The sequence below is a fragment of the Hymenobacter mellowenesis genome (genome assembly GCF_030581005.1).
GTDB classification, from domain to species: domain Bacteria; phylum Bacteroidota; class Bacteroidia; order Cytophagales; family Hymenobacteraceae; genus Hymenobacter; species Hymenobacter mellowenesis.
The window spans coordinates 1-15,536 of record NZ_JAUQSX010000006.1 but is presented as its reverse complement, the minus strand read 5'-3'; the positions used below and the strand labels follow the sequence as shown (position 1 = coordinate 15,536).

The window sequence follows — 15,536 nt, the reverse complement described above, 5'->3', positions numbered from 1 at the left end:
GGGCCGGATGCCGCGAACTTGAGCGTCATGCCGAGCAAAGTTGGAATAGCCATTGGGCGACGTCTGTCATCCTGAGCAAAGCGAAGGACCTTATCACCGCCGAACGACTTGCGCTCACGTGATAAGGTCCTTCGCTTTGCTCAGGATGACAGACGACCCTGGGCGAGAATACTCGGCAGAACGCCCAGCCTCTACCGCCGCAACGCCACCCGCATGCCGCCCATCAGCCAGCGGGTAGGCATCTGCGCACCCAGCAGGTCGGAGTATTTCTCGTTGAACAGGTTCTGCACCTGCCCCGTGAGCCAGAGGCGCTGGGGCAGCAGCGCCACTTCCAGCCGGGCGTTGAATACCGTGTATTCCGTATTATTCACGCGGCTGATGGCCGCCGCCGCGCTGGCGTCGCGCTGCTTCCAGAGGCCGCTGAGGCTGCCATTTACCCGCTTGGAAGTGAGGCTGACCGTGCCCGACACTACCTGCCGGGCAATATTGGCGAGGTATTGCGAGGCGATGTTGTCGGCGTTGCTCACCTTCACCAGCATGTAGCCCACGCTGCCGTCGAAGCGGGTGGTGGCGGTGAACTGGCGCTGATACGCCAGCTCCGTTTCCAGGCCGCGGGTGGTCACGTCGAACAGATTCTGGGCGTAGCGGTAGGTGGCGGCTGGGTTGAGGTTGGCGAGGCCGCTGGCCTCGATGACGCGGGCGCCGGGCGTGGGCACGTAGTCAATCTGGTTGTTGCCCTTGCGCAAAAAGCCGGTGGCTTTCACCGTGAAGCCGGGCAGCGGGCGGTAGTCGGCGCCCACTTCGTAGTTCATGGTGCGCTCGGCCTGAAGGCCCGCGTTGCCCACGTTGAAGCCATTGGGCACAGTGCCGGGCCGGCCGTTGGCGTTGTAGCGCTCCGTGAAATCGGGGGCACGAATGGCCCGGCCAATGGCCCCGCGCACGGTCAACTCCTCTCCTAGCTGCTGGCTCACGTTGAGCTGGGGCACGATTTCGGTGCCGTAGGCCTGGTCGTGGTCGAGGCGCAGGCCGCCGGTGAGGGCCAGGCCCGCCGTGGGCGTGAGGGCCACCACCCCGAAGGCAGCGTAGTGCCACTGGTCGTGGGTGCCCCGGTCGTTGCTCACCACGCTGCGGTGGTCGGCCTGCCCGCCCAGCGTGGCCCGCAGCTTGTCAGTAAACTGCTGCTGGTGGCTGAGCAGCACGTTGGTGTAGTGCGTGAGGTGGTCGCTGGCCACCGAGGTGGGCGTAAACAGATAATAGTCGGTGCCCCGGCTGGCCGACACTTGCGCTTCGGTGCGGGCGCGCTCGTTGTGCTGGTAGCGCAGCTGGCCCTGGTACCAGTCCTTGTTGGTGGTTTCGCGCGCCTGGTCGCTGATGGCCGTGGTGTAGAAATACTGCGCGCTGTAGTCGCGCCGGTCGAGGCTGGCGCGGGCGGCGGCGCTGAGCTTGGGCGTCAGCTCGTAGGCGGCCGAGAGCGAGTAGGTTTTCAGGTCGACGTCGCTGCGCTGGGTGCCGGGGAAGTCGCGCAGCTGGCCGTCGGTCTTGTTCAGCAAAATGCCACCGCCTAGCCGCAGCTTGCCCGTGGCCAGAAAGCCGCCGGTGTTGGTGTGCCACAGGTTGTACTCGCCGCGCATAGTCGTGCTGGTTAGCTCAGCCTCGTGGCGGCGCTCGGTGGCGGCGAAGGTTTTGGTGACGATGTTGATGACGCCGCCCACGGCATCGGGGCCGTAGAGGGCCGCGCCGGCGCCGCGGATGATTTCAATCTGCTCAATCTCGGCCGGCGTGATGGGCATGTAAGCGCCAAAGTGTCCCGTCAGCGGGTCATTCAGGCGCATGCCATCGAGCAGGAAAAGGACCTGGTTGAAGGTGCTGCCGCGCATGCTCACGTCGGCCTGCGCGCCGAAGCTGCCGCGGCTCTGAATCTCGAGCGCCGGCAGGCAGCGCAGCAAATCATCGATGGAATTGACCGGGTAGCGCGCCACGCTGGCCCCGGAAATGACCGTGACGGCGTGCCCGGTCTGGTTGCCGGGCTGGGTGAGGCGCGAGGCAAAAACCGTGACTTCGCGCAGGCTGCGGGCGCTGTCGGCGGGCGTCTGGGCCAGGGAGTTAAAGGTGAGGAAGGAGCAGAAAAACGGGGCGGCGTAGCGCGTAAGTCGCATTTAGCGGATAGTTGATGAGGCCACAAACTTACTGTAGCGTGGACTCTGCGAGTCCGCGCCTTGCTGCGAAGCAGCGAATAATCGTCTGCCGTCGTCGCCCGGATGTCGCGCATTTCCACATTCGCCGCGTCGCGGCGAGACGCGGACTCACAGAGTCCACGCTACTTTCGTAGCGGCGCAACCCTCGGCTCCTAGTCTGGTCCTTCGCGCGAACTCACCATTTCACTCACCACTGCTTTTTGATGAAATACCTTCCCCTGCTGGGCCTGCTCGGCCTTGTAGCCAGCAGCGCCGCCTACGCCCAGGCGCCCGGCGCCAAGCCGGAATCACCCTACCGCGCCTCGGCCACCAAGGTCAACGACCTGGTGCACACCAAGCTCGATGTGCGCTTCGACTACAAAAAGCGCTACCTCTACGGCAAAGAGTGGGTCACGCTAAAGCCTCACGCCTACCCCACTGATACGCTGCGCCTCGACGCGAAGGGTATGGACATCAAGGCCGTGGCCATGATGAACGGCGGCCAGCAAACTCCGCTCAAGTACGACTACGCCGATGGCATGAACCTGCGCATCAACCTGGGCCGCATGTTTAAGCCGGGCGAGGAGTACACCATTTACATCGACTACGTGTCGAAGCCCGACGAGCTGAAGGTGAAAGGCTCAGCTGCCATTACGGATGCCAAGGGCCTGTATTTCATCAATCCCGACTCGGCCACCGCCGGTAAGCCGGTGCAAATCTGGACGCAGGGCGAGACGGAAGGCTCCTCGGCCTGGTTCCCCACCATTGACCGGCCCAACCAGAAAACCACCGAGGAAATCTCGATGACCGTGCCCGCCAAGTACGTGACGCTCAGCAACGGCAAGCTGGTGAGCAGCACGCCCGCCGGCCCCGGCCTGCGCACCGACACCTGGAAAATGGACCTGCCCCACGCGCCCTACCTGTTTATGATGGCCGTGGGCGACTTCAAAAAAACCACCGACACCTGGCGCGGCAAGGAGGTGAGCTACTACCTGGAGCCCAAGTACGCGCCCTTCGCCAAGCAGATTTTCGGCAACACCACCGACATGCTGGAGTTCTACTCCAACCGCCTCGGCGTGGAGTACCCGTGGAATAAGTACGCCCAGATTGTGGCCCGCGACTACGTGAGCGGCGCCATGGAAAACACCACCGCCACCCTGCACGGCGAGCAGGTGCAAATGACCGACCGCGAGCTGCTGGACCGCCCCTACAGCAGCGAATCGGTGATTGCGCACGAGCTGTTTCACCAGTGGTTCGGCGACTACGTGACGGCCGAAAGCTGGAGCAATATCACCGTGAACGAGTCAATGGCCGACTTCTCGGAGGGTCTCTACGCCGAGCACAAGTACGGCAAAGACGCCGCCGACGCCCACTACTACACCTACCTGCGCCGCTACCTGATGAGCCCGCGCGACGCCGCCAAAACGCTGGTGCGCTTCCACTACGACCAGCAGGAAGAAGTATTTGACCTGGTGAGCTACCAGAAAGGCGGCGCCATCGTGGACATGCTGCGCACCTACCTGGGCGACGATGTATTCTTTGCTGGCCTGCAGAAATACCTTCAGGACAACAAGTTCGGAAACGGCGAGGCGCACCAGATGCGCCTGGCGTTCGAGGCGGTGTCGGGCCAGGATTTGAACTGGTTCTACAACCAGTGGTACTACTCGCCCGGCCACCCCGTCGTGACCATCGACTACGCTTGGGACGCGGCCAAAAAGGTGCAGTCCGTGACGGTGAAGCAGACCCAGCCGGGCACGCCCTTCCGCCTGCCCTTCACCATCGACTACTACGTGGGCGGCAAGATAATGCACCAGCCCGTGACCATGACCGAGGCTACCCAGACCTTCACCATGCCCCTCGCGGCCAAGCCCGAGCTGGTGAACGTGGACGCCAGTAAGAAGCTGCTCTGGAATAAAACCGACAACAAGTCGGCCGCCGAACTGGCCTACCAGTACGGCCACGCGCCGCTGTATGTAGACCGCCGCGAGGCCGTGGCCGCCGCGGCCAAAGACCAGGCCACCAACGCCGCCTCGCGCGCCGTGCTGCTGGCCGCCCTCAACGACAAGTTTTACGCCATTCGCGGCGCGGCCGCGCAGGCCATGAAACTGGACGACAAGACCGTGGCCAAAGCCGTTGCGCCGGCCCTGCGCAAGCTGGCCGCCACCGAGAAAAACACCATGGTGCTGGCCCAAACACTTACGTCGTTGGCGCAATTGAAGGACAAGAAAGACGAGAAGCTGTTTAATCAGAATCTTAACAGCCAGTCTTATTCGGTGCAGGCCGCCGCGTTGCGGGGCCTGGCCACCGTGCAGCCCGCGCAGGCCCTGACCCGTGCCAAAGCCCTGGAAAAAGAAAGCAATGGCGCTCTGGCTCAGGCCGTGATGCAGGCCTACGCCCAGGGCGGCGGGGTGGCCGAGTGGGCCTACGTGCGCGATAAGTTCGACGCCGCCCGCCCGCAAGCGCAGTTTGGGATGATGGAGCCCATTGGCACCATGGCCGGCCGCCTCAACGATGCCACCGCCATCACCGAAGGCGTCACCCGCCTCAAAACCATGGGCGTGAAATACAAGATGTACGGGGCCGACAAGCCCGTCATTGAGCAGCTGAAGGCCATTGCCGACAAGCAAGCCAAAGGCCCCAACGCCGCCCTGGCCAAAGAGCAAACCGACAAAGCCATTGCCGAAATCGAAGCGGCCAAGTAGCATTTGCTACTGCGGTTATTCAACCAACAAAAAAGGCCCGCATCAATTGATGCGAGCCTTTTTTGTTATCGTAGCTCAGAAAGGGTATCGTCAGAATTATTTGGCTTTGGCTTCCTTGGCCGCAGCTTCTTTGGCCGGGTCGTGCTTGGGACCTTCGTAGGAGCTGGCGTCCTTGTCGGGGGCCTTGGTCACGGCTTCGGTGGCGTAGATGTGTTCCATGTCCGTCATCATGTCGTCGCCGTGCACGTCGAGGTCCTTGAGCACGCCGTCGGCAATGTCGTAGACGAGGCCGTGCAGACGAGGCGGGTTGTCGCCGCGCATGGCGTTCTGGATGATGTTGGTTTTGGCGAGGTTACGCACCTGCTCAATCACGTTCAACTCCACGAGGCGACGGGCACGCTGGCCGTCGTCCTTGATGCGCAGGTACTCGGCCTCGTGCAGGCGGATAACGTCGCGGATGTTTACCAGCCAGTTGTCAATCAGGCCGTACTGCTTGTTGGCGGCCGCCGCGGCCACGCCGCCGCAGCCGTAGTGGCCCACCACCAGAATGTCCTGCACGCCCAGTACTTCCACGGCGTATTGCAGCACGCTCAGCAGGTTCATGTCGGAATGCACCACCAGGTTGGCGATGTTACGGTGCACGAACATCTCGCCCGGGCCCGTGCCGGTGATGCCCGAGGCCGGTACCCGCGAATCGGAACAGCCGATGAACAGGTACTTGGGTTTCTGGCCATTGGCCAGGTTTTTAAAGAAGTTGGGGTCCGTCGCATTGCGGTCCGACACCCATTTTTTATTGTTTTCGAGAATTTTGCTGATTCCAGCCATAAGCGTGAAAGAGGGTAAGTTGAGGGCCCACCCGGCTGCGGGAAGCCGAAGGCAGGCTATACGCGCCGCGGCCCAATTAGGCTGTCGGTCACGGGTTGAGGACGGCTAAAATACCGCCTGAATTGGGAGGGAATCGGTGTAGGGGCGGGGCCTGCCCCCGCCCGGCTATTCGCGCCGTAATGCTGGAGTCGTTCAACGAGCGGGCGGGGACAAGCCCCGCCCCTACGTCGTTCTATTGTGGCCTAATGCGTGCCCAGCGCCACCTGCCGGATGCCGCGCAACTCCAGCGCGATGCCGCGCGCCGGGGCCGCCTGCCGGAAGGCTTCGATGGCTTCGAGCACGTCGTGGTCGATGACGTCGGAGCGCGACCCGTCGAGGATGACGCGGCTGTTGTGGGGCAGCTGCTCCAGCGTGGTCACGATGCTGGCTTTGTTGAGGAAGGAAACGTGCTCGGGCAAGCGCAGGTGCAGCGGCGCGTCGGGGGTTTCGGCATTGTCGTCGGCATCGTCGCGGCGCAAATAGGAACCGGCCTTGGCGTTGTCGCGCAGAATGAAGAAGAAGCCCAGCACCAGCCCGATGGTCACGCCCTTGAGCAAATCGGTGAACAGTACCGCCACGATGGTGATGATGAAAGGCACAAACTGCTCGCGGCCCAGCTTCCACTGCTTGCGGTAGAGGGCCGGCGGCGTCAGCTTATAGCCCACTAGCAGCAGCACCGCCGCCAGCGCCGACAGCGGAATCAGGTTCAGCACCGCGCCCAGAAACAGCAGGCTCGTGAGTAGCAACAGGCCGTGAATAAAAGCCGACAGCTTGGTTTGCGCGCCGGCCGCAATGTTGGCCGACGAGCGCACGATAACCGCCGTGAGCGGCAAGCCGCCCAGCAGCCCGCTCACCAGGTTGCCGGCGCCCTGAGCCAGCAGTTCGCGGTTGGTGGGCGTGTGGCGCTTCTGCGGGTCGAGGTTATCGACGGCCTCCACGCTGAGCAGCGTTTCGAGCGAGGCCACCACGGCAATGGTGAAGGCGACGCCGTAGGTGGCCGGCTTGCGCAGGGCGCTGAAATCCGGAAAAGTCATCTCGCTGGCCAGCTGGCCCAGCGACGAGAGCACCGGCAGCTTCACCAGGTGCTCGGGGCGCACCTGGATGTCGGGCGCGAAGGCTTTCAGCAGCTCGTTGATGCCCACCGAGGCCAACACGGCAATCAGCGCGCCCGGCACCAGCCGCGACCACGGCTGCCGCTTAATCGGCGCCGTGTTCCACAGCAGCAGAATCACCAGCGACACCGTGCCCACCAGCACCGAGCCGGGGCTCAGGCCCTTCATGGCCGCGCCAATGGCCGAGAACGTGTTCAGGCCATTGAACTGCAGGAAATTCATGTCTTCAAAATAGTCGGCATCGGCCCCAAAGAAGTGCGGCAGCTGCTTCAAAATCAAGATAATGCCAATGGCCGCCAGCATTCCACGAATAACCGCCGCCGGGAAGTACAAGGCAATAATGCCCGCCCGCGCCAGCCCGAGTCCAATCTGAATGACGCCCGCCACGGCCGTGGCCGCCAGCACCGCCGGCCACGAGCCCAGCGTGGAAATAGCCGACAGCACCACCACCGTGAGGCCGGCCGCCGGCCCGCTCACGCTCACCGCCGAGCCGCTGAGCAAGCTCACCAGCACCCCGCCCACAATGCCCGCGATAACGCCCGCCAGCAGCGGCGCCCCCGAGGCCAGCGAAATGCCCAGGCACAGCGGCAGCGCCACCAGAAATACCACCAGCCCCGAGGGCGCATCCTGCCCAATGGTGCTGAACAACGAAGGTCTGGGCGGGGTGGATGCGGCCGGGCTGGGCGATGGGGCCGCAATGGGCGTCCCGGTGCGGGACGGGGAGGAAATTACCTGGGTCATGACTTGCGTGATTATTCCCCCACAGCCCCACCAAGGAACCGACAGGGAACACAGACACAAGGTTAACCCAGCCCTATTAAGACCGAGTTAAAGGCGAATTAAAAGGAAATTAAAAGCGGTTTCTGAGCTCAATCCGATAAAAAAGCCGGTTGTGGCACATGCGTCGTCTGTCATCCTGAGCGCAGCGAAGGACCCTATCACGGCTGAGTTCGTCAGGGGCGCAAATCAGCCGTGATAAGGTCCTTCGCTGCGCTCAGGATGACAGACGACGCACGCGAGATGTCTCGGCTGCGCTCGACATGACGTTGTTTTATAACGCTCTTAATCAAACCGGCACCGGCCATTCCAGCCACACCTGGGTGCCCTGGCCGGGCTCGCTTTCTACGCGCACCATGCCGCCGTGCAGGGCCATGATGCGCGCCGTGAGCGGCAGCCCGATGCCGTGCCCCGGCACCGCCCGCGCCGATGCCGCCCGGAAAAACGGCACGAATACCTGCTCCAAATCGGCGGCCGAAAGACCAGGCCCCTCGTCGCTCACCAGCAGCGTGAGGTGCTCGCGGGTGCGGGCCAGGGTGGCCGTCACGGTGCCGCCGGTAGCCTTTGAGAACTTGCAGGCGTTGTCGAGCACGTTGAGCACGGCCGAGAGCAGCAGCGCCTCGTTGCCGCGCACGGTGAAGAAATCGGCTTCGCCAAAATCCAAATCGACCCGGCAGGTGGCGTGGCGGCGCACCAGCTGCTCGTGGGCCTGCAGCAGCAGCTCATCGAGCCGCACGTCGGCCATGGGCACCTGCGAGGGGTCGTCGGAGGCGCGCGCAATCTGCAGCAGGCCGTTGGTGAGGCTGTTGAGCTGCCGGGCCGAATCGAGGGTGCTTTGCAGCACGCGGCGGTACTCAGCCGGCGGGCGCTCGGCCTGCAGCAGCGACACTTCCAGCTCGCCGATGAGGGCCGTAAGCGGCGTACGCAGCTCGTGCGAGGCGTCGCGCACGAAGGTGCGCTGGCCCACGAAAGCGGCTTCCAGGCGGTCGAGCAGGCGGTTGAAGCGCAGGGTGAGCAGGCCGATTTCGTCGGTGGTTTCGCCGGCGCGGGTCAGGCGCTGGCTCAGGTCGGTGGCCGTGATGCCGTCGACCTCGCGCACCATCCGGCGCAGGGGCCGCAGCGCCTGCCCGGCAAACAGCCAGCTGCCCAGGCCCATCACGGCCACGGCCGCCAGCAGGCCGCCGGCCAGCAGCTGCCGCAGCTCGCGCAGCTGCTGGCGGCTGTCCTCGTCCACCGACGAGGCCACCACCACCAGCGGCCCCAGCCGGGCGTCGTGGTAGAGCAGGCCCACGGTTTCGTGGTAGTTGGTTTCGGGCTCCAGCACCGCCCGGCCGCTTTCGCGCACTTCGGCCAGCCAGGCAATGGGCACGGGCCGCGAATTCCCCTGTCCTTCCCGAAACACCAGCCGGTTTTGGGCATCGTACACCCGGCCCTGCTCGGCGGGCAGCGTGCGGTAGAGCTGGCGCAGGTAGTTGCGGTAAGATGCTTCGTCGCCGGCGTTGTCGCGGCCGTTTTGCCCGGCCACGTAAGCATGGCCCACCACCAGCGTGCGCCGGAACAGGCTTTGAGTGAACAGCTCGCGCCGCGACTCCTGGGTGGCGAAATAAATGGCCAGCGCAAACAGCACCAGCGTAACGGCCAGAATGGTTCCGAACTGCAGCGCAAGGCGAAGGCGAATGGTCATAGGTGGTGGCTTGCGAATTAGCAGAACGTCATGCAGAGCGCAGCGAAGCATCTTGCCCGCAGTCACAAATCCTATTCGTTCTCCTGCATTGATTTACTACAACAGTAAAGGTGCTTCGCTGCGCTCTGCATGACGTTTTCTCCAGCCCTTCTGCACCAATCACCCCTCCGTCTTCATCACGTAGCCCATCCCCACCAGCGTGTGTATCAGCTTGGGCTCAAAACCCTTATCCACCTTTTTGCGCAAAAAGTTGATGTACACGTCAATCACATTCGAGCCGGTGTCAAAGCTCAAATCCCAGACGTGCTCCAGCAAATCGGCCCGCGACACCACCCGGCCCTGGTTGCGCAGCAGGTACTCCAGCAGGGCAAACTCGCGGGCGGTGAGCTGAATGGCTTGCCCGGCCCGCTCCACGCGCTTGGCGGCGGGGTCGAGGGTGAGGTCGGCGAGGCGCAGGGGGGCTTTGGGCGCGGGGGCCTCGGTGCGGCGGCGCACGAGGGCGCGCAGCCGGGCCAGCAGCTCATCGAAGGCGAAGGGCTTGACGAGGTAGTCGTCGGCTCCGGCGTCGAGGCCGCGGATTTTGTCGTCGGTTTCGCCAAGGGCCGTGAGCATCAGAATAGGCACGCCGGGGTCGTGGGCGCGCACCTGCCGGCACACTTCCAAGCCGCTGAGGCCGGGCAGCATCTGGTCCAGAATCAGGCAGTCGTAGTGCGTGGTTTGGGCGCGGCTCAGGCCCAGCAGGCCGTCGGCGGCCAGGTCCACGGTGTAGTCCTGCTCCGTCAGGCCCTGGTGCAGGAAAGCCGCCACGGAGGGCTCGTCTTCAACTAAAAGGATTTTCATGGGGCCGGAAGGTAGCGCCGCCGACCGAAAAAAGCCGCCGGTCCCTTCTTCAACGCAAGCGCTGGAAAAGGGGCCGAAAGAACAGCACCGGACCGGCTACCGGGTTGCAGTCGTTAGCGCATGGCCATATCACCCGTCACCCGATGCGACGGCGCAACCACCTGCTGCTCAGAGTCTGGCGTCTCTTGCGGAACCAGCTTCTCACCCAGGGGTGCCGCCTGCCAGCGGATGCCCACCAACAGCAAGCCGAACAGGAAAGTGGCCAGATAGAAACGGAAGTAGCGTTGGAAATTTTTAAGCATCGTTCAGGTCCAAAAGCAATAAGGGCCATTCCGAAGCCTATTGCTTTTTCGATACAAAATTACCTTTTCCCGGACAACAGGGCGCCATTTCTGGCTTAGTTATAATTTTTGCCGGGCGAATCCTGCGTATTCCTCGTTGAACGAAACGGGCCAGCCAAACCATAAAAAAGCAAGGTTCACAAGGCATCAGATTTCCGATGGGCTCGCAAAAATAAGCTCAACGGCTAAGGCGTTGTATTTCTGGCAATACAACCATTTATTATTGCAAGACCTGACGCCGGCAAGGGTTTTTAAAATGGTGTCAAAAAAACGTTATAGCTTCCTTTCGCCTGACTGCTAGCATCTCTGCAGAACTCGGTTGTGCTTAAGTCAGGCGGCAGTTCTTTGAAACATCATCCTTGGCAAAACACGAAGGAAAAAGCGCCCGTAGGCAGTAGCAGTACCTGCACACTTAGCTATTCTTTCTCTATGAGCCAAGTTACCCAAGCCCCGCTGGCCCCGCCGCCAGTGGCCCTGGCCCCCACCCAGCCCGTCAGCCTCAACATCAACGGCCAGGCCCACACGCTGCAAATCGCGCCCTGGACCACCCTGCTCGATGCCCTGCGCGAGTATCTCGACCTCACCGGCACGAAGAAGGGCTGCGACCACGGCCAGTGCGGCGCTTGCACGGTGTTGGTCGATGGCAAACGCATCAACTCCTGCCTCTCGCTGGCCGTGATGCATGAGGATTCGCACATCCAGACTATCGAAGGCCTGGGCACCGAGGACAAATTGAGCCCGCTACAACAGGCTTTCATCGACCACGACGCTTTCCAGTGCGGCTACTGCACGCCGGGCCAGATTTGCTCGGCCCAGGGCCTCATCAACGAAGGCAAGGCCAAAACCGAAGCCGAAGTACGTGAGCTGATGAGCGGCAACATCTGCCGCTGCGGCGCCTATAGCAACATCCTGAGCGCCGTAATGGAAGTGCTTAACAACGAAGGATTAATCATTGAGGACAAAGCCTGGTCGGCCGGCGCGACAAAGCCCGACATGGCCCCGGTCGAACCGCCGAAGAAATAATCCTGCACGCCTCAATCCAGAAAAGATGAACAGTTTCACTTTCACCCAAGCCACGGCCGTGGCAGGCGCCGTGCAGGACAAAGCTGCGCACGACGACTCGGCCTACATCGGCGGCGGCACCAACCTGATTGACCTGATGAAGGAAAACGTGGCCCGCCCCACGCACCTCATCGGCCTCAAAAAGCTGGGCCTCGACACCATCGAGAACCTGCCCGACGGTGGCCTGCGCCTCGGCGCCCTAGCCACCAACGCCGACACCGCCTGGCACCCCGAAGTAGAAAAGCGTTACCCGCTGCTCAACCAGGCCATTCTGGCCGGGGCCAGCCCGCAGCTGCGCAACATGGCCACCGACGGCGGCAACCTGATGCAGCGCACCCGCTGCTATTATTTCTACGACTTGGCCACGCCCTGCAACAAGCGCGAGCCCGGCTCCGGCTGCTCGGCCATCGGCGGCTACAACCGCGTGTGCGGCATCCTGGGCACCAGCGACCAGTGCATTGCCACCCACCCCTCCGACATGTGCGTGGCCTTGGCTGCCCTCAACACTACCGTGCGCGTGAGTGGACCCAACGGCGAGCGCACCATCAAATTCGAGGATTTCCACCGCCTGCCCGGCGACCACCCCGAGCGCGACAACACCCTGGAGCCCGGCGAGCTCATCACCGGCCTCGACCTGCCGGAGAAAGGCTTCTCCAAAAACTTCAGCTACCTAAAACTGCGCGACCGCACCAGCTACGCCTTCGCCCTGGTGAGCGTGGCGGCGGCACTGGAGCTTGAAGGCACCCTCATCAAAGATGCCCGCCTAGCGCTGGGCGGCGTGGCCCACAAGCCTTGGCGCGACAAAGAGGCCGAGACCATGCTCATTGGTCAGCGCGCTACCGTCGACACCTTCCGCCGCGTGGCGGCCAAGGTGCTGGAAAACGCCAAAGGCTACGGTGCCAATACGTTTAAGATTGAGCTGGCCAAGCGCGCCATTGTGCGCGCCCTTAAACAAGCCACCGAGATGAATCAGGAAATTGATACCAACGCTTTCCAGAATTCTAATCCGTAACCGAGTTAAACGGCTACGGCCATTAAGCAGCGGCCGAGCGATGTAGAGACGCGACACTTCGCGTCTCCCCGTTGAACGACACCCGCCGCAACCCCACCCGCAAAGAAGTTCAGCGACGCGAACGCCGAGACGTGAAGTGTCGCGTTTCTACATCCATTCCAAATCACATGACGCACCAAACCGACTACATCGGCAAACCCACCAACCGCGTCGATGGCCCGGCCAAGGTGGCCGGCACCGCCAAGTACGCCGCCGAATTCAGCGTGCCCAACCTGCTGTACGGCTACGTGGTGAACAGCCCCATTGCCAAGGGCAAAATTACGAAAATCGACGCCGCGCCCGTGCTGGCGCTGCCCGGCGTGCACCAGGTTTTCTCGCACGAAAATGTGCCCTCGCTGGCTTGGTTCGACCGCAGCTACAAGGATGACGTGGCCCCTGGCGGCTCGCCCTTCCGCCCGCTGCACGACGCCGAAATCAAATCCAGCATGCAGCCCGTGGCGCTAGTGGTGGCCGACACGTTTGAACTGGCCCGCTACGCCGCCTCCATCCTGCGCATCGAATACGAGCAGGAAGCGCACGAAACCGAGCTGGCCAAGCACCTCGACGACGCCTTCGAGCCTGGCCGCGGCAAAACCGGCTACAAGCCGCCGAAGTCGCGCGGCAACTTTGGCAAGGGCTGGAAAGAAGGAGTGGCCCACATGGAGGCGCAGTATTCGCACCACGCCCAGCACCACAACCCCATGGAAATGTTCGCCACCACGGTGGAATGGCTCGGGGATAAGAAGCTGACAGTGTACGACAAAACGCAGGGCGTTTTCAACAGCCAGCAGTACATCAGCAAGATTTTTGGGCTGAGTAAGGAGCAGGCGCGAGTGGTGTCGAAGTACACCGGCGGCGGCTTCGGCTCGGGACTGCGACCCCAATATCAGCTGTTTCTGGCGGTGCTGGCCTCGCTGGAGTTGGAACGCTCGGTGCGCGTGTCGCTCACCCGTGAGCAGATGTTCAGCTTCGGCCACCGGCCCGAAACCTTGCAGCACGTGGCCCTGGCCACGGCCGAAGACGGCTCGCTCACCGGCATCAACCACTTCGCCGTGGCCGAAACCTCGCAGTTTGAGGATTTCACCGAAAACGTGGTGGGCTGGAGCGGCACGCTCTACGACTGCAAAAACGTGGAGTTGGGCTACCGCATCAGCAAGCTCGACGTGTTTTCACCGCTCGACATGCGCGCGCCCGGCGCGGCCTCGGGCTCCATTGCCTTGGAAATTGCGATGGACGAAATGGCCTACGCCGCCGGCCTCGACCCGCTCGAATTCCGCCTTCGCAACTACTCCGATTTCGACCAGGCCCAAGACCTCCCCTACTCCAGCAAGGCCCTGCGCAAGTGCTACGCCGAGGGCGCGGCCAAATTCGGCTGGGAAAAGCGCACCGCCGAGCCCGGCTCGATGCGCGACGGCAAAATGCTCGTCGGTTGGGGCATGGGCGGCGGCATTTGGGATGCCTCCAAGATGCCCGCCACCGTTAAAGCCAGCCTCGACGCCGACGGCCACCTCACCGTGAGCAGCGGCACCAACGACATCGGCACCGGCACCTACACTATCATGACGCAGATTGCGGCCGAAAGCATGGGCCTGCCCATAGAAGCTGTGACCTTCGTATTGGGAGATACCACCCTGCCCGAGTCGCCGCTGCAAGGCGGCTCCTGGACGGCCGCCTCCGTTGGTAACTCCGTGGTGGAAGCCTGCACCAAGCTCGGCGAGGCCCTGCTGAAACAGGCCCAGAAAATGGACCACCCTGCCTTCAAGGACGCCAAAATTGACGACGTGCAGTTTGCCAACGGCCAGTTGCGCCTGCACTCCGACGACACCCAGGCCGTTGTGCTACGCGACATCGTGCAAGCCAGCGGCGAGCCCAAAATGGAGGCCGAAAACTCCACGGTGCTGGCCAAGCTGGAAATGCTAAAGCCCCCGAAATACTCCATGCACGCCCACAACGCCGTGTTCGTGGAAGTGAAAGTGGACCCCGACCTGATGACCGTGCACGTCACCCGCGTGGTGAACGCCGTGGCCGCCGGCCGTATCATCAACCCCAAAACGGCCCGCAGCCAAGTGCTCGGCTCGGTGGTCTGGGGCATTAGCTCGGCCCTGATGGAAGAATCGGTGATGGACCACCGCTTCGGCCGCTACATGAACCATAACTACGCCGAATACCACGTTCCCGTGAATGCCGACATCCACGACATCGACGTGATTTTCGTTAGCGAGGAAGACGACAAAGTCAACCCCCTTGGCATTAAAGGCTTGGGCGAAGTGGGCCTGCTGGGCGTAGCCGCCGCAGTAACCAACGCCATCTACCACGCCACCGGCAAGCGCGTGCGTGACCTGCCCGTGACAATTGACAAGCTGCTGTAGCAACTCCGGCGGCTAGTGCTGCTAGAGTGACATGGAAACGCCCCGCAACCGGTTGGTTGCGGGGCGTTTCTGTATAGTAACATTTTAGAGGCGTCATGTTGTAGACAGTCTACAAGCTGCACTATACAATGTCGGATATATCGTTCTTGTAAAACGTTTCAAACATCACTTTAGGAGACTTACCATGCTTGTTAACGATGTTAGGGTTGGCTCCATACTCCAATAGCAACTTCACCACACCTTTTTCATCCTTTGAGTTGAAAATAGCTGTCCAAAGTGGCGTATTTCCGTGAACATCTATCGCATTAGGGTTTGCTCCACTTTTGAGAAACTTCGCCGCTATTTTTACCTGCTTGTTCTGGGCAATAAAATGCAAGGCTGAATAACCAATCCTGTCCTGATGATTGATGTTAGCTCCATTTTGAAGTAGCCACTCTATAAATTCTCCTTTGCATTCAATCACCGCACTGATAAGAGCAGTTCTGTACGCTTCCCCATTCGGTAAGCCAGTCGTTAGCAGAGGCTAAGCGACTTGTTTAAATTCGGTGGGGGTCATAAAA

The 15,536-nt window shown here is 62.1% G+C and carries 11 protein-coding genes; 4 read left to right on the top strand and 7 right to left on the bottom strand.

All coding sequences use genetic code 11. From position 1 onward, the window contains the following. Positions 1-191: 191 nt before the first annotated feature. Complete coding sequence (locus Q5H92_RS12460; protein WP_305011859.1) at positions 192-2,156, bottom strand: TonB-dependent receptor plug domain-containing protein; 1,965 nt, start codon at positions 2,154-2,156, stop codon at positions 192-194. Between the two features lie 242 nt (positions 2,157-2,398). Between Q5H92_RS12460 and Q5H92_RS12455 the strand changes: the two genes are divergently transcribed. Continuing rightward, on the top strand, positions 2,399-4,876 hold the full coding sequence (locus Q5H92_RS12455) for a M1 family aminopeptidase (protein ID WP_305011858.1): 2,478 nt from the start codon (positions 2,399-2,401) through the stop codon (positions 4,874-4,876). A 96-nt stretch (positions 4,877-4,972) separates the two neighbouring features. Here the strand turns inward: Q5H92_RS12455 and Q5H92_RS12450 are convergent, their stop codons facing one another. From Q5H92_RS12450 to Q5H92_RS12430, 5 genes are all read right to left on the bottom strand, one after another. Next, positions 4,973-5,701, bottom strand: a complete 729-nt coding sequence (locus tag Q5H92_RS12450; RefSeq protein WP_305011857.1) for a carbonic anhydrase — start codon at positions 5,699-5,701, stop codon at positions 4,973-4,975. Between the two features lie 242 nt (positions 5,702-5,943). Further along, on the bottom strand, positions 5,944-7,593 hold the full coding sequence (locus Q5H92_RS12445) for a SulP family inorganic anion transporter (RefSeq protein ID WP_305011856.1): 1,650 nt from the start codon (positions 7,591-7,593) through the stop codon (positions 5,944-5,946). A gap of 325 nt (positions 7,594-7,918) precedes the next feature. Beyond that, the gene (locus tag Q5H92_RS12440) at positions 7,919-9,313 is read right to left on the bottom strand and encodes a sensor histidine kinase (RefSeq protein ID WP_305011855.1); all 1,395 of its coding nucleotides are present in this window, start codon (positions 9,311-9,313) and stop codon (positions 7,919-7,921) included. Between the two features lie 159 nt (positions 9,314-9,472). Then, positions 9,473-10,153, bottom strand: a complete 681-nt coding sequence (locus Q5H92_RS12435; protein ID WP_305011854.1) for a response regulator transcription factor — start codon at positions 10,151-10,153, stop codon at positions 9,473-9,475. A gap of 113 nt (positions 10,154-10,266) precedes the next feature. Further along, positions 10,267-10,455 carry a hypothetical protein gene (locus Q5H92_RS12430; RefSeq protein WP_305011853.1) on the bottom strand — a complete coding sequence of 63 codons (189 nt, stop codon included), beginning with the start codon at positions 10,453-10,455 and terminating at the stop codon, positions 10,267-10,269. Between the two features lie 468 nt (positions 10,456-10,923). On the opposite strand from Q5H92_RS12430, the gene Q5H92_RS12425 reads away from it, so the two are divergent. From Q5H92_RS12425 to Q5H92_RS12415, 3 genes are all read left to right on the top strand, one after another. Then, a complete protein-coding gene (locus Q5H92_RS12425) occupies positions 10,924-11,517 on the top strand; it encodes a (2Fe-2S)-binding protein (protein ID WP_305011852.1) in 594 nt (197 codons plus the stop codon). A 25-nt stretch (positions 11,518-11,542) separates the two neighbouring features. After that, positions 11,543-12,568: an FAD binding domain-containing protein gene (locus Q5H92_RS12420; protein WP_305011851.1), complete on the top strand. Its 1,026-nt coding sequence runs from the start codon at positions 11,543-11,545 to the stop codon at positions 12,566-12,568. Positions 12,569-12,735: 167 nt separating this feature from the next. After that, complete coding sequence (locus Q5H92_RS12415) at positions 12,736-14,976, top strand: xanthine dehydrogenase family protein molybdopterin-binding subunit (protein ID WP_305011850.1); 2,241 nt, start codon at positions 12,736-12,738, stop codon at positions 14,974-14,976. 121 nt (positions 14,977-15,097) lie between these two features. Here Q5H92_RS12415 and Q5H92_RS12410 read toward each other — a convergent pair whose 3' ends face one another. Then, positions 15,098-15,448: an ankyrin repeat domain-containing protein gene (locus tag Q5H92_RS12410; RefSeq protein WP_440137020.1), complete on the bottom strand. Its 351-nt coding sequence runs from the start codon at positions 15,446-15,448 to the stop codon at positions 15,098-15,100. Between the last annotated feature and the right edge of the window lie 88 nt (positions 15,449-15,536).

Bases quoted from the DNA above. Each gene is read 5' to 3' on its own strand.
- Q5H92_RS12460 (WP_305011859.1), bottom strand. From the start codon at position 2,156: ATGCGACTTACGCGCTACGCCGCCCCGTTTTTCTGCTCCTTCCTCACC.
- Q5H92_RS12455 (WP_305011858.1), top strand. From the start codon at position 2,399: ATGAAATACCTTCCCCTGCTGGGCCTGCTCGGCCTTGTAGCCAGCAGC.
- Q5H92_RS12450 (WP_305011857.1), bottom strand. From the start codon at position 5,701: ATGGCTGGAATCAGCAAAATTCTCGAAAACAATAAAAAATGGGTGTCG.
- Q5H92_RS12445 (WP_305011856.1), bottom strand. From the start codon at position 7,593: ATGACCCAGGTAATTTCCTCCCCGTCCCGCACCGGGACGCCCATTGCG.
- Q5H92_RS12440 (WP_305011855.1), bottom strand. From the start codon at position 9,313: ATGACCATTCGCCTTCGCCTTGCGCTGCAGTTCGGAACCATTCTGGCC.
- Q5H92_RS12435 (WP_305011854.1), bottom strand. From the start codon at position 10,153: ATGAAAATCCTTTTAGTTGAAGACGAGCCCTCCGTGGCGGCTTTCCTG.
- Q5H92_RS12430 (WP_305011853.1), bottom strand. From the start codon at position 10,455: ATGCTTAAAAATTTCCAACGCTACTTCCGTTTCTATCTGGCCACTTTC.
- Q5H92_RS12425 (WP_305011852.1), top strand. From the start codon at position 10,924: ATGAGCCAAGTTACCCAAGCCCCGCTGGCCCCGCCGCCAGTGGCCCTG.
- Q5H92_RS12420 (WP_305011851.1), top strand. From the start codon at position 11,543: ATGAACAGTTTCACTTTCACCCAAGCCACGGCCGTGGCAGGCGCCGTG.
- Q5H92_RS12415 (WP_305011850.1), top strand. From the start codon at position 12,736: ATGACGCACCAAACCGACTACATCGGCAAACCCACCAACCGCGTCGAT.